Source organism: Serratia sp. AR11 (assembly GCF_056376275.1).
In genome coordinates this window covers 188650-202386 of sequence record NZ_CM150739.1, presented here as the reverse complement: position 1 = coordinate 202386, position 13737 = coordinate 188650, and the positions used below count along the sequence as shown (strand labels likewise).

Here is a 13737-nt window from a genome sequence, read left to right as displayed (position 1 = left end):
CAATGCGTAAAGTAGCAAAATTGATGGGTATCAGCCTATTAGTGCTTGGCCTGGCGGCCTGTGACGGCGAAACCAAAGACACCAAGGCATCGGCAGGCGATGCCGCAGCCAGCGCCCCAGCCGGGCAACAGGTAAGCTTGCTGGATGGCAAGCTGGCGTTCACCCTGCCGGCGGGCATGGCGGACCAAAGCGGCAAGTTGGGTAATCAGGCGAACAACATGCACGTTTACGCCGACAGTACCGGCCAGCGTGCACTGATCGTGATCCTCGGCGATAAAACGGCCGACAGCCTGGAAACCCTGAGCAAGCGTCTGGAAGATACCCAGCGCTCGCGCGACGCCAACCTGCAGGTGATTACCAACAAAGCCATCGACGTTAACGGTGTTCCGCTGCGTCAGTTGGACAGCATCATCACCAGCGGCGGCGAGAAAGCCTACTCCTCTATCCTGATCGGCACGCTGGACAACAACATGCTGACCATTCAGGTGACGCTGCCGGCGGATAACCAGCAGCAGGCGCAGAGCGAGGCCGAAGGCATCATCAAAACGCTGAAACTGAAGCAATAAACTTTTCCGGGGCGCAGTACACAACTGCTGCGCCCTTAAGCCAATGCCTGCGCCAGCAGGGTGATCGGATGTTCGCAGCGCTTGCTGGTCGACATCTCGATCTGCCATTTGCAGGTTTCGCAGTCAGTCACCACCAAATCGACCCCGCTCTCCTCTATCTGGCGGAACAGCGACGCCCCAATGCCCTGCGATGTCTCATAGTTCTCCGATTTAAAACCATAGGTGCCGGCAATACCGCAGCACTGCGAGTCCAGCACCACCAGTTCCAGCCCCGGTATCTGCCGCAACAGCTCCAGCGTATAGGCGGTCCAGCCCATTTTTTCCATATGGCATGGCGTATGATAGGCCACCCGCAGCGGCGTGTGCTTCAACGGCAGCTGGCGCCCTTGATTGATCAGGCGGTACAGATAGCGCGTCGCCAGCTCCACCCGTTCACGCACCGCCGAGGTGTCCACGTCCAGCAGGTGCGGGTATTCATCACGCAGGGTAAAAGTACAGCTCGATGAGGTTGCCACGACCGGGATACCCCGCTCCAACACCGTCTCGTGCAGCGATTCGGCGTTCACTTTGGCCTGTTTCCTGGCCTGGGCGATAAAACCGTTGGCGATCAGCGGTACGCCGCAGCATTTCTCCCGCTTAAGCAACTGCACGCCGATGTCCATCGCATTAAAGACCTTGATCAAATCCTTGCCCAGTTGCGGATGGTTGTAATTAACGAAGCAGCCGTGGAAGAACGCGACCTGCTCGGCATAACGCCGTTGGGCCTGCGCCTGCTGACGGTACCAGCGGCGGAAGGTACCGAACGAGTATTTGGGCAGTTCGCGGCGATGATCAATCTTCAGCGCCTTGTCGAGCAGGGCACGCACCGGTTTAAGCCCGGTAGCGGCATTAACAATCGGTGCAAACGGCGTCGACAGCGAGCCCATGAGATCGGTATGGCTGAGGATAGCGTCACGCAGAGTGGGCTTGCTCTGGGCAAAGTCGGCGCGGGCGCGCTGAATGATGTCGCCGATTTTGACGTCGGACGGACAGGCCACCTCACAGCGTTTGCAGTTGGTGCAATATTTCAGCGCCTCATCATACAGCGCCGGATCTTTCAGTCGCAGGCGCTCACCGTCCGGCCCCGCCTGTTTTGGCCCCGGATAGAGCGGATTCACCTTGGCTACCGGACAATAGGTGGTACAGACGGTACATTTGATGCAATTCTCAAAACTGTTGTCTTTATGCCGGCTCATGGACGCTCCTCCTGTGCCGCAATCTGTTGCGCGACGTACAGCGCCCCAATCAGCGAAACACCCGCACCGCAGCCCTGCTGCAGGGGATCATAGCCGCCGGTCACTGCGCCGATGGCATACAGGTTGCTCAATGGCTCCCCCTGCCTTAAGGCACGCAGTCGGTTATCGGTACGTACCCCAAATTGCAAATAGGGTTGCGGAGCAAACAGATTGCGATCGCTCCAGTCTGCGCGATCCGCACGGCTGTCGACATCCAGCCCAAACACCGGTTCACGTATGCCGTCGAAGCCCGCCACCAGCCCGTTGCTGAAGAAGCTGCCGCTGGCCAGCACCACCTGCTGCGCCAGCAATGGAATATCGGTATGGTTGCGGGTATAGAGGCCAGTGACTCGCCCGGCTTCGATATCTGCCCGCAGTACGCTGTCACCCGGCATAAAAACGCCGCCCAGTTGCTGCAGACGCGAACGCAGCGCCTGATGCAGGCGCATACCCAGAACCGAAGGCGGCAACGTCGGTAACAGCAGAATCGGTTTACCCACCGCAGCCTGCAACGCGGCCAGTGCGCTATCATCTTCCAGCCCCAGACAGGCAGGCAGGAAAATCGCCTCGGCATCACCGGCCAACCGGCGCATTTCTTCTGCCATCGGCGTCAGGTTTTCCGGCAGATCCAGTACTCTGGCGATATTCACCGCCCGGAACTCACTGGGGTTGTTACGCAGCCGATCCAGCGCCGGCAAATGCATATAAGCCACTTCCGCCTTGATGCCCAGCGTCTGTATCAGGGAACTGGCGGCCAGCTGTGGCTGAAAATCCAAAAATCCTTCAATGCCGATCACCGCGATATTTTTCCACGCTAGTTCGCCGTCCAACGGCGTGACCGGAATAGCCTGAGGACTAAGCCAGGTGGCCCGGCGCGTACCCAGCGGAGTCACCCGCAGATGATTACGCTCATTGCTGCCTTGCAGGCTCAAGCCGCAGCGTTGCAACAGCAGAGCCGCATCATCTGACAGTGCGGCCACCCGTTCAGCGCCGATCAGCGCATAAGGATGCCGTGGCGCTTGCAGCTCAAGTGCCGGTAGCGCCATCAACGGTGATTCCACCAGGGTGCCGTCGGGCAGCTGCGCCAGCAGATCAAGCGATCCGGATGAAAAATAGAGTGCGCTTTGGCCAGAACTGACCACGGCGCAGCGCTTGCCTTGCTCTGCCAATCGAATGGCACAGCTCATGCCTGCCAGGCCACCGCCAATCACCACTACGTCAAATCGCATCATCGGCCTCCTGTTCCTTCCGGGCATCGAGCCCGCACAATCCCTGATAAACCCAGCTGGTAAACTCACTTTCACGTAGCGCATCGCCCCAGGCGATCGGTCTTACCCCTTTCCAACGCTCGTTAAGGAAATGCGATAGCTGATCGATAGACTGCTGCGGGGTGGTGACGTTAAAACGCGTCAACAGCCCGGCGGCACGGCAGGCGCAAAGCTCCCCCTGGCAGGTGCCCATGCCGACGCGGGTGCGGCGGCGCAGATCGACCAGGTTATTAACGGTGAGGGAATTTACCGCATAGCGCACTTCACCGGCGGTCACCGCTTCGCATTCGCACACCAGGCTGTTATCCAGCCGATCGCCGGCCGGTACCTGACTGGCCCTGTCGCCGTGGCGATAAACCGCCGAACCGCGAATGCTGGCAGGCAGGGAAACCACGCTGCGCACCGTTTCCTCCGCCGACTGCCGCGAACCGGGCAAGGCTTCCTGCGCGGTGGTACAGGGGCTGTCGATTCCGAGCTTTTCGCACACTTTATCGGTCGCCCACTGCGCCATCAGCCGGTAGGTCATCAGCTTGCCGCCGGTAATGGTGATAAAGCCTTCCAGGCCGTCGCGGCTGGCGTGATCGAGCAGCACGATGCCGCGGCTGACGTTGCGGCCGCTGGGGTCGTCGTCACTGGCTACCAATGGGCGCACACCGGCATAGGCGCGCAGAATACGCGTCTGCGCCAGCTCCGGTGCCAGCAGCGCCCCCTCGCGGATCAGAATGTCCACTTCCTGCGGCGTCACCAGCATGTTGTCGATCTGGTCATAGTCAATATGGGTGGAGGTGGTGCCAATCACCGAGATGGTGTCGCCCGGCACCAAAATGTCGGCGTCCGCCGGTTTGCGGCAGCGGTTGATCACCATGTTGTTGATGCGGTGGCCGAGGATCAGCAAAGCGCCCTTGGCCGGGAACATGCGAATGCGCAGATCGGCATATTCCGCTATCTGCTGGCCCCAGATGCCCGCGGCATTGACCACCACTTCGGCATGAATATCGTAGCGCTGTGCAGATTGATGGTCGAAAACGCGCACCCCGGTAACGCGATCACCCGAGCGAAGCAAACCGACCACCTGATGATAGGTGAGGATCTGCGCACCGTGCTCACGGGCGTCTAGCATATTGGCGGCAGTGAGACGGAAAGGATCGACAGTGCCGTCCGGCACGCGAACCGCACCGATCAGAGCCGGGTTGGCCGCCGGCTCCAGACGCAGCGCCAGCTGTGGGTCGATCGCTTCGGCGTTGATACCGGCGCTGTGGCAGGAGGCAATAAACTGTTGTTGATAGTCCAGCGAATCCTGCGGCAGCGTAATAAACAGCCCATCGGTACGTTCGATGCAGTGGTGCGCAATACGCTTGAGGATTTGGTTTTCTTCTATGCATTCACGCGCCGACTCACCGTCGGTCACCGCATAGCGTGCTCCACTGTGCAGCAGCCCGTGGTTACGGCCAGTGGCACCGGTGGCAATATCGTGACGCTCCAGCAGTATGCAACGCAGGCCACGACGCGCGCAGTCACGAGCAATGCCCGCACCGGTCGCGCCGCCGCCAATAATGATCACATCCGTTTCGTTATCCGGTGAATGGCTGCTCATGAGGCTCTCTCAGGATCCGTGATTATTAGCCTATTGAGCCACAGTCATTGGGGTCTTTGTTTGATAAGGAACAATAACGAACTCAAAACGAAAACCAAATGTCCACAAAAAACCATGAATGTGATCATAATCACGATTTTTAGGCGTTTTTCTATTTCATAACGTTAACGAATCGCTCAAAATCCGCCGGTGTTTCATAAAAGTGTAACAATTGCGCCATCCATCACAGCGACACCAGGCTGTTTTGACTAGGATGACGCTCGTTATGGAACAAAAAAACACCACATTCGATATCCGCTCAATCATCAAATGAACGTAAAAGGTCATATTGATGTGATAACTAGATAAAGCCATCGGAGGCGCTCATGTTGAGTATTTTTAAGCCGGCAGCACACATTTCCCGTGTGCCGGTCGACAAAGTCGACCCGCTGTACCGTAAATTGCGCTGGCAGATTTTTATGGGGATTTTCTTCGGTTATGCCGCCTACTACCTGGTGCGCAAGAACTTCACCCTGGCCATGCCTTACCTGATCGACCAGGGCTTCAGCCGCGGTGACCTCGGTTTCGCGCTGTCCGGTATTTCCATCGCCTACGGTTTTTCCAAATTCATCATGGGGTCGGTTTCTGACCGCTCCAACCCGCGCGTGTTCCTGCCCGCCGGCCTGATCCTGGCTGCCGCGGTGATGCTGTTCATGGGCTTCGTGCCATGGGCGACTTCGAGCATCGCGGTCATGTTCGTGCTGCTGTTCCTGTGCGGTTGGTTCCAGGGAATGGGCTGGCCGCCATGTGGCCGTACCATGGTGCACTGGTGGTCGCAGAAAGAGCGCGGCAGCATCGTTTCGGTCTGGAACTGTGCCCATAACGTGGGTGGCGGTCTGCCGCCACTGCTGTTCCTGCTGGGCATGGCCTGGTTCAACGACTGGCATGCAGCGCTGTATATGCCGGCCTTCGGCGCCATCCTGGTGGCTCTGATCGCCTTTGCCCTGATGCGTGATACTCCGCAATCCTGTGGCCTGCCGCCGATCGAAGAATACAAAAACGATTATCCGGACGACTACAGCGAGAAAGCGGAAGAAGAGCTGACTGCCAAGCAAATCTTCATGCAGTACATCCTGCCGAACAAGCTGCTGTGGTACATCGCCGTGGCCAACGTGTTCGTTTACCTGCTGCGTTACGGCATCCTGGACTGGTCACCGACCTACCTGAAAGAAGTGAAACACTTCACGCTGGATAAGTCTTCCTGGGCCTATTTCCTGTACGAATATGCCGGTATTCCGGGCACCCTGCTGTGCGGCTGGATGTCGGACAAGGTGTTCAAGGGCAACCGTGGCGCCACCGGCGTGTTCTTCATGACCCTGGTCACCATCGCCACCGTAGTTTACTGGCTCAACCCGGTCGGTAACCCTGGCATCGATATGGCCTGCATGATCACCATCGGCTTCCTGATTTACGGGCCGGTGATGCTGATCGGTCTGCACGCACTGGAACTGGCGCCGAAGAAAGCGGCCGGTACCGCGGCGGGCTTCACCGGTCTGTTCGGTTATCTGGGCGGCTCTGTCGCAGCCAGCGCCATCGTCGGCTACACCGTTGACTACTTCGGTTGGGACGGCGGCTTTATGGTGATGATCGGCGGTAGCGTCGGTGCAGTAGTTCTGCTGTTACTGACCATGCTGAGTGAGAAAAAACACCACGCGGAAATCGCTGCCAACAAACGCGGTTAAGCGTCATACCACTTTCGCATTATTTAAAGGCCGCACCGCGGCCTTTTTATTACCCCCTGCCCCTACAATATGGAGAACAACAGAATGCGGACTCAAGTCAAAGCCCTGCTGACAGGGATTATCCTGGCCACCTCAATGGTCAGCGCCGCACAGGCTGCCGACAAGGTGGTGATCGCCCACCGTGGCGCCAGCGGCTATCTGCCGGAACACACGCTGCCGGCGAAGGCCATGGCCTACGCGCAGGGTGCAGACTTCCTCGAGCAGGATCTGGTGATGACCAAGGACAACGAGCTGGTGGTGTTGCATGACCACTACCTCGACCGCGTCACCGACGTCGCCGAACGTTTCCCGGACCGCGCACGTAAAGACGGCCGCTATTACGCCATCGACTTTACCCTGCTGGAAATTAAATCGTTGAAGTTCACCGAAGGCTTCGAGATTGAGAACGGTAAAAAAGTGCAGGGTTACCCTGGTCGTTTCCCGATGGGCAAATCCGATTTCCGCGTCCATACCTTCCAGGAAGAGATCGAGTTTGTGCAGGGCCTGAACCATTCAACCGGCAAGAACATCGGTATTTATCCGGAAATCAAAGCGCCATGGTTCCACAAGCAGGAAGGCAAGGATATTTCCAGCAAAGTGCTGGCGGTGCTGAAGCAGTACGGTTATACCGGCAAGGGTGACAACGTTTATCTGCAATGCTTCGACGCCAACGAGCTGAAACGCATTAAAACCGAGCTGGAACCGAAGATGGGCATGGATCTGAAGCTGATCCAACTAATCGCCTACAACAAATGGCAGGAAACCTATGAGCAGAAGGCCGACGGCAAGTGGGTGGAATATGACTATGACTGGATGTTCAAGCCGGGCGCGATGAAGCAGATTGCCCAGTATGCCGACGGCATCGGGCCGGACTACCACATGCTGGTGGTGGCGGAGAAATCCAAGCCGGGCAAGGTAGTGCTGACCGACATGGTGAAAGAAGCCCATGCCAACAAGCTGGCGGTGCACCCCTTCACCATCCGTGCGGATGCGCTGCCGGACTACGTGACCAACGTGAATCAACTGTATGACGTGATTTACAACCAGGCGGGCGTTGACGGCGTGTTCACCGACTTCCCTGACAAGGGCGTGCAATTCCTGCAAAAGCAGGGCCAGCACAAGTAATCAGATAAAGGGTGCCGCCTGGCGCAATACGAAAAAGATGAGCAACAGCCCGGAGGTTATTCCATCAAGCTTAACTTCCGCTGGCATTAGCAGACGGGTGATCGGCTTATTCTCCTGCTCCTCATCTTTATTCGTCCCCTGACTGCCGATACACCGCGTTAGGCTATACTCCCCCCCACTCTGTCTGTGACAGACAACGGTCGGCACCCGCCGGCCGTTTCTTTTCGAGGAGAATACCGTGATCAAATCACAACAGCACCGCAAGCACCTCACCCGGGGTGAAGTCGGGCGTCTGCTGCTGCAAGCCGCCGCCGGCCGGGCGCCCGAGCGTGACACCTGCCTGATCTGGATGGGTTTCATTCATGGCTGTCGCGTCAGCGAACTCACCGGCTTGCGCCTCGCCGACCTCGATATGGACGACGGTTGCCTTTACATCAGCCGCCTCAAAAACGGCCTGTCCACCACCCACCCGCTGGAAACCACCGAGAAACACCTGTTGCAGCGCTGGCTGGAAAAACGCCAATTCTGCCGCAACCTGGACGACCAGGACTGGCTGTTTCTGTCACAAAAGGGCTATCGCCTGTCGCGCCAGCGTATCTTTCGTATGCTGCGTGAGTATGGCCGGCGGGCCGGGCTGGAGGTCGAGGCGCACCCGCACATGCTGCGTCATGCCTGTGGCTATGCGCTGGCGGATAACGGCGCGGATACGCGGGTGATTCAGGATTATCTGGGGCATCGCAACATTCAACACACGGTGTTGTACACCGCCGCCAATGCCGGGAGATTCAGGTACTTATGGGAGGAAAAAAGCCAAAAAAATGTAACACTTTGAGCCAAACTGACACATAAACTAAGAATTACCCGAAAAGAAGTCAATACCGCCGCCGTATTTTTTTCATCCCCAGAATAAACATCACATTATCAGTAAGATATATCCCACTCCGTTAAGGCGTTCCTTTCCGGATAAAAACCCGGTTTCGCCCAGCGCCCTGCGTGATTTTTACCCACCCCGTTCATTGACCACCATTCACCCAGATAAACACATAATTAAAACACCGTCCCTGGTGTTATCTCCTGACATCTTCTCTGTTTACCCTGACTTTTAGAACAATATGTAAAAAGTAACACTTTGGCTCAAAATGTTACCTTTTTTCCAACGGGCAACGCACCGAGACAGACCAAAAGGAACAACCTTTTCAAAGGGTTAATGGATTTTTATGTGTGGAACACATGTTGAAAGGAATTTATCAATGAAAAAGACACTGCTCGCCACTGCACTGCTCGCCACCACCGCGCTGTCCCTGTCTTCTGCCCTGGCCGCAGACGGTACCGTCAACTTCACCGGCTCCATCAGCGCCACCGCCTGTAAGGTCGATATGGGCGGCTCCACCACCCTGGCCGTCCCGATGGGGAAAATCAGCACCACCTCCTTCAGCGGTGCCGGCACCACCAGTGCCGCCTCCAAATTCAGCCTGCAACTGAAAACCTGCCCGACGGCCACCACGGCAACCGTGAAATTCGACGGTATCGCCGCCGGCGGTGACGACAAGATACTGGCCCTGACCGGCGGTGCCGGTGCCGCCACCGGCGTCGGCATCCAGCTCTCCGACAAGAGCGGTGCAGTACTGCCGCTGGCCACCAACTCGACCAGCTATACCCTGGCGCTGGGCGATGCCACCGACACCACCAAAGACGTCACCAACAACCTGGACTTCACCGCCCGCTACATTGCCACGGCCGCGACCGTGGGCGCCGGGACGGCCAACTCTACCGCCAGCTTCACCATCAACTACAACTGATACCACTCTGGGGCGGCAGCTGCTGCTGCCCCTTTTCCTGCCGGAGACAATGCCATGACCTATCGGCTCACTGCACGCTATCGCCGTGTTCTGATGACCGCCGCGCTGATGGCCGGCGTGTTGACGACCAGCTTGCCGACGCAGGCCGGCGTGGTGGTCGGCGCCACCCGCCTGGTCTACGAGGGCGACAAAAAAGAGAGTTCCCTGACCGTCAGCAACCCGGACGCCTCGCCTTACCTTATCCAGTCCTGGGTCGAAACCGCCCGGACCGACGAGAACAAGGCCCCCTTCATCCTGACCCCGCCGCTGTTTCGCCTCGACGGAGGGCAGCAAAACGTCCTGCGCGTGGTTCGGGTCGGCGGCGCGTTGCCCGAAGACCGGGAAACGCTGTACTGGCTGAATGTCAAAGCCATTCCCTCGGCCGTGCGCCAGGACAACACGCTGCAAATCGCCATCAAGACGCGCATCAAACTGATTTTCCGCCCGAAGGCCCTGAGCGGCCGCCAGCCGGAGAGCGTCGGCGGTCAACTGACCTGGCGCCGGGTGGCGGGCAAGCTGGAGGTCAGCAACCCCACGCCGTTTTACATGAACTTTCAGGGTATCAAGGTCAATGGCCAGCCGGTGAAAGACGCCACCTACGTGGCCCCGTTCAGCCGCGCGACCCTGACCCTGCCGGGCAACGGACGTGAGGTCAGTTGGCGGTTGCTGAACGATTTCGGCGGCGCGGGGCAATGGCTGAATGGCACCGTGGCCGGTTAACCGGTTACGGCGACGCAAGCAAGGAGCATGCGATGCAGCAACAACGGACGACAGGAATAAAACCGCTGAGGATGATGATACTGACCGCACTGGCGTTGTCGCCGGCGGTACAGGCGCGGGACTATTTCAACCCGGCCCTGCTGGAGCAGGGCGACGCCCGCCAAAGCCAGACCGACCTGTCGGTGTTTGAAGACGCCGGCGGACAGCCCCCCGGCACCTATCGGGTGGATATCCTGCTCAACGAACGCCTGACCGAGACCCGCATGGTCACCTTCAGCGCCGGGCCAGGCGGCCTGCAACCCTGCCTGAGCGTGGCCGACCTGGCCGGCTGGGGGGTACGGACCGCCCTGTTCCCGGCCCTCGGCAACGCAGACAGCCATTGCGCCACTCTGACGGCCATTCCCCAGGCGTCGGCGCAGCTGCGTTTCAGTCAGCAGCAGCTGTTGCTGAGCATTCCCCAGGCGGCCATGACGCCGCAACCGCGCGGCTATGTGCCGTCGTCACAATGGGACGAGGGTATCCCGGCGCTGATACTCAATTACAGCCTGACCGGCGCGGACACCACCGCCCGCGGCAGCGGTCAGGGCGGCGACAGCAACAGCCAGTTCGCCAACCTGCGCCCCGGCCTGAACGCCGGTCCGTGGCGCTTGCGCAACTACACCACCTGGAGCCGCAGCAGCGACGGCCAGGATAAATGGGACACGGTGTACACCTACGCGCAGCGCAACCTGATTGGCCTGCAAAGCCAGTTGACCCTGGGCGACAGCAATGCCCCGGCCGAGGTGTTTGACGCCGTGCCCTTTCGCGGCGTGCAGCTGGCCTCGGATGACGAGATGCTGCCCGACAGCCTGCGCGGTTACGCACCCTCGGTTCGCGGCATCGCCCGCACTAATGCCCAGGTGGTGGTGCGCCAGAACGGCTATGAAATCTACCGCACCTTTGTGGCCCCCGGCGCCTTCGTGATTAACGACATGTACCCCACCGGCGGCAGCGGCGACCTGCAGGTCACCATTAAAGAAGCCGATGGCAGCGAACAACAGTTAGTGGTGCCCTTCGCCTCCCTGCCCGTGTTGCAGCGGGAAGGCCGGCTCAAATACAGCCTGACCGGCGGCCAGTACCGCAGCTATGACAACAACGTCGACAACAGCGCCCTGATGCAGGGCACCGCGATTTACGGCCTGCCGTGGAACACCACCCTGTATGGCGGCGTGCAGGCGGCGCAACACTACCAGTCGGCGGCACTGGGGCTGGGCAACAACCTCGGCGACTGGGGGGCGTTCTCCGTGGACATGACGCAGTCGCGCAGCCAGCCGAAAGACCAGGACAGCGCCACCGGCCAGTCATGGCGGGTACGCTACAGCAAGAATCTGGTGCAGACCGGCACCAACTTCGCCATCGCCGGTTACCGTTACTCCACCGCGGGGTTCTACTCGCTGGCGGAAGTGCTGGACGGCTGGCGCAGCAGCGCCACCCCGTTCTGGCTGAACGAGCGGCGGCGCAATCGGGCCGAACTGAGCATGAACCAGCAACTGGGGCAGCAGGCAGGCAGCCTGTCGCTGAGCGCGGTACGGGAAGACTACTGGAACAGCGAGCGCAGCCTGGCGTCACTGGGGCTGGGCTACAGCAACAGTTGGCGCGGCATCAGTTACGGCGTCAACTGGAACTACAACCGCAACACCCAGGGCGCCACCCGCAGTAACGACCAGCAGATAGCGCTGAACCTCAACGTGCCGCTGAACCTGTGGGACAACAACAGCGCCTGGGTCAACTACGGCCTCAACAACACCAAAGGGGGGGCGACCAGCCACAATCTGGGGCTGAGCGGCGTGGCGCTACGTGACAACAGCCTGAGCTGGGGCGTGCAGCAGACCTACGGTAGCCGGGGCCAGGGCTATGGCGGCAACAGCAATCTGGATTACCGCGGCACCTACGGCGAAGTGGCTGCCGGTTACGGCTACGACAAATACAACCGACGCCTGAACTACGGGCTGCAGGGCAGCCTGGTGGCGCACCAGAATGGCATTACGCTGGGCCAGCCGCTGGGGGAAACCGCCGCGCTGGTGGCGGCCCCGGGCGCGCCGGGGGTGAGCGTGAGCAACCAGACCGGGGTGCGCACCGACTACCGCGGCTACGCGTTGGTGCCTTACCTGACGCCGTACCGCAACGGCAACGTGGCGCTGAACCCGGAAACGCTGCCGACGGACGCGGAGATTGAGCAGAACAGCCAGCGGGTCACCCCGACGCGGGGCGCGCTGGTACGCGCCACCTTTATCGCCAAGGTGGGCGCACGGGTGCTGATGACCTTAACCCAGGCCGATGGCCGCCCGGTGCCCTTTGGTGCCACGGTCAGCGAGGCAGACCAGAGCGCGGCGCAGGGTAGCATCGTCGGCGACGGCGGCCAGGTGTACCTGAGCGGCCTGGCCGACAGCGGCAGCCTGCGGGTGAAATGGGGCAACGGCAGCGGCGGCGCCTGCCGAGTCAATTATCGGCTGCCCACAGGAGCCCCTGTTGGGGGCATCATGCAGATAGAGGGAATCTGTCGATGAACGTTCAGATAATAAAAATATTGAAAATGAAACAGCCAAATACGCGATTGGGAGTCCACCTGCTGGTAAGTGCTATCATATTTGGAATTTATAGTTCAGGTAGCAAAGCTGCTCTTCTTTGTACGGGTGACCCCGCGTCAATCACAATAAATGTCGGCAATATTAACGTACTCAAAGACGTCCCGATAAATTCCCCCATAACTCCGGAGATTGTTGGTGCTAACGGTGGGTTCGATTGCTCCAAAGGTACTGGTTCTAGCGGACTGGGAATTAAATCGTATCTGTCCGATACCGGCAAAAAAAATACCTCAGGCGCCTCGCTGTTTGCCTCCAATGTAGCTGGAGTGGCCATGTCCATAGGAGTGAGTGGCGCGGTAGGCCTGAGATGGATTGGGGATACTATTAACGGCTGGGGAGGGCAAAACTGGAGGTTGGTTAATGCTTCCCAGGGGAGCGAGAGCTGGCCTCTGGCGCTGAAAGCCAGGATCCGACTTTATAAAACAGAGGATATTGGTTCAGGCACCTTATCAGGAAAAATTGGCGCATACATATCAAGCGATGGCGTATATCCAACAGTATGGGGACCTGAAATCCCCATCTATATCACCGGCACCGTCACCAAAATCGCCTGCTCCCTCACCAACACCACCATCAGCGTTCCCTTGGGTGACGTCTCCGCCACCCAATTCACCGGCATCACCACCACCGCTGGCGATAAAACCTTCAATCTGGGCCTGAGCTGCGACAAGGACGCCAATATCAACGTCGCGCTGGCCGGCAGCCAAAACGCGGACACCGCCGATACCAGCGTGCTGGCGCTGACCAACGCAGGGCAGAGCGGCACCGCCAAAGGCGTCGGGGTGCAACTGCTGTACGGCAGCGTGCCGCTGAAGCTCAACAACAATATCCTGCTGAAAACCTCCGCCGGCGGTCAGGAAACCCTACCGTTCAGCGCGCGCTATTACCAGACCCAAACCGCCATCAGCGCCGGGCTGGCCAACAGCAGTGCCACCCTGAATATCACCTACCAGTAAACCGGGAGAAGC

General features: G+C 59.2%; 11 protein-coding genes. 8 read left to right on the top strand and 3 right to left on the bottom strand.

Features of this window, described 5'->3' with window-relative positions; translation table 11 throughout:
- The first annotated feature begins 2 nt into the window (after positions 1-2).
- Positions 3-566: a DcrB family lipoprotein gene (locus ACSOSI_RS00915; RefSeq protein ID WP_012004674.1), complete on the top strand. Its 564-nt coding sequence runs from the start codon at positions 3-5 to the stop codon at positions 564-566.
- Positions 567-601: 35 nt separating this feature from the next.
- Here the strand turns inward: ACSOSI_RS00915 and glpC are convergent, their stop codons facing one another.
- The 3 genes from glpC to glpA are packed head-to-tail and all read right to left on the bottom strand — an operon-like array spanning position 602 to position 4702.
- Positions 602-1801, bottom strand: a complete 1200-nt coding sequence (glpC, locus tag ACSOSI_RS00910) for an anaerobic glycerol-3-phosphate dehydrogenase subunit GlpC (RefSeq protein WP_476706413.1) — start codon at positions 1799-1801, stop codon at positions 602-604.
- Positions 1798-3069 carry a glycerol-3-phosphate dehydrogenase subunit GlpB gene (gene glpB, locus ACSOSI_RS00905; RefSeq protein WP_261132893.1) on the bottom strand — a complete coding sequence of 424 codons (1272 nt, stop codon included), beginning with the start codon at positions 3067-3069 and terminating at the stop codon, positions 1798-1800. The genes glpC and glpB overlap by 4 nt, the downstream gene beginning before the upstream one ends.
- Entirely contained in the window at positions 3059-4702 is a 1644-nt protein-coding gene (gene glpA / locus ACSOSI_RS00900; protein ID WP_476706412.1) for an anaerobic glycerol-3-phosphate dehydrogenase subunit A, read from the bottom strand. The genes glpB and glpA overlap by 11 nt, the downstream gene beginning before the upstream one ends.
- Positions 4703-5067: 365 nt before the next feature.
- On the opposite strand from glpA, the gene glpT reads away from it, so the two are divergent.
- The 7 genes from glpT to ACSOSI_RS00865 all read left to right on the top strand — a co-directional run bounded on the left by glpT (position 5068) and on the right by ACSOSI_RS00865 (position 13725).
- Positions 5068-6423 (top strand): glycerol-3-phosphate transporter, encoded by a 1356-nt coding sequence (gene glpT, locus ACSOSI_RS00895; RefSeq protein ID WP_012004670.1) that lies wholly within the window; start codon positions 5068-5070, stop codon positions 6421-6423.
- 84 nt (positions 6424-6507) lie between these two features.
- Positions 6508-7587 carry a glycerophosphodiester phosphodiesterase gene (gene glpQ / locus ACSOSI_RS00890; RefSeq protein ID WP_476706411.1) on the top strand — a complete coding sequence of 360 codons (1080 nt, stop codon included), beginning with the start codon at positions 6508-6510 and terminating at the stop codon, positions 7585-7587.
- A gap of 238 nt (positions 7588-7825) precedes the next feature.
- Positions 7826-8419: a tyrosine-type DNA invertase gene (locus ACSOSI_RS00885; protein ID WP_476706410.1), complete on the top strand. Its 594-nt coding sequence runs from the start codon at positions 7826-7828 to the stop codon at positions 8417-8419.
- Between the two features lie 418 nt (positions 8420-8837).
- Positions 8838-9386 carry a fimbrial protein gene (locus ACSOSI_RS00880; protein WP_476706409.1) on the top strand — a complete coding sequence of 183 codons (549 nt, stop codon included), beginning with the start codon at positions 8838-8840 and terminating at the stop codon, positions 9384-9386.
- Positions 9387-9440: 54 nt separating this feature from the next.
- A complete protein-coding gene (locus tag ACSOSI_RS00875) occupies positions 9441-10145 on the top strand; it encodes a fimbrial biogenesis chaperone (protein WP_476706408.1) in 705 nt (234 codons plus the stop codon).
- Positions 10146-10177: 32 nt separating this feature from the next.
- Complete coding sequence (locus ACSOSI_RS00870; RefSeq protein ID WP_476707234.1) at positions 10178-12691, top strand: fimbria/pilus outer membrane usher protein; 2514 nt, start codon at positions 10178-10180, stop codon at positions 12689-12691.
- A 350-nt stretch (positions 12692-13041) separates the two neighbouring features.
- The gene (locus ACSOSI_RS00865) at positions 13042-13725 is read left to right on the top strand and encodes a fimbrial protein (protein WP_476706407.1); all 684 of its coding nucleotides are present in this window, start codon (positions 13042-13044) and stop codon (positions 13723-13725) included.
- Positions 13726-13737: the final 12 nt, after the last annotated feature.

Excerpts from the sequence above, each read along its gene's own strand:
- glpQ (WP_476706411.1), top strand. The coding sequence starts at position 6,508 with ATGCGGACTCAAGTCAAAGCCCTGCTGACAGGGATTATCCTGGCCACC.
- glpT (WP_012004670.1), top strand. The coding sequence starts at position 5,068 with ATGTTGAGTATTTTTAAGCCGGCAGCACACATTTCCCGTGTGCCGGTC.
- ACSOSI_RS00865 (WP_476706407.1), top strand. The coding sequence starts at position 13,042 with ATGTCCATAGGAGTGAGTGGCGCGGTAGGCCTGAGATGGATTGGGGAT.
- glpC (WP_476706413.1), bottom strand. The coding sequence starts at position 1,801 with ATGAGCCGGCATAAAGACAACAGTTTTGAGAATTGCATCAAATGTACC.
- ACSOSI_RS00915 (WP_012004674.1), top strand. The coding sequence starts at position 3 with ATGCGTAAAGTAGCAAAATTGATGGGTATCAGCCTATTAGTGCTTGGC.
- ACSOSI_RS00870 (WP_476707234.1), top strand. The coding sequence starts at position 10,178 with ATGCAGCAACAACGGACGACAGGAATAAAACCGCTGAGGATGATGATA.
- glpB (WP_261132893.1), bottom strand. The coding sequence starts at position 3,069 with ATGCGATTTGACGTAGTGGTGATTGGCGGTGGCCTGGCAGGCATGAGC.
- ACSOSI_RS00880 (WP_476706409.1), top strand. The coding sequence starts at position 8,838 with ATGAAAAAGACACTGCTCGCCACTGCACTGCTCGCCACCACCGCGCTG.
- glpA (WP_476706412.1), bottom strand. The coding sequence starts at position 4,702 with ATGAGCAGCCATTCACCGGATAACGAAACGGATGTGATCATTATTGGC.
- ACSOSI_RS00875 (WP_476706408.1), top strand. The coding sequence starts at position 9,441 with ATGACCTATCGGCTCACTGCACGCTATCGCCGTGTTCTGATGACCGCC.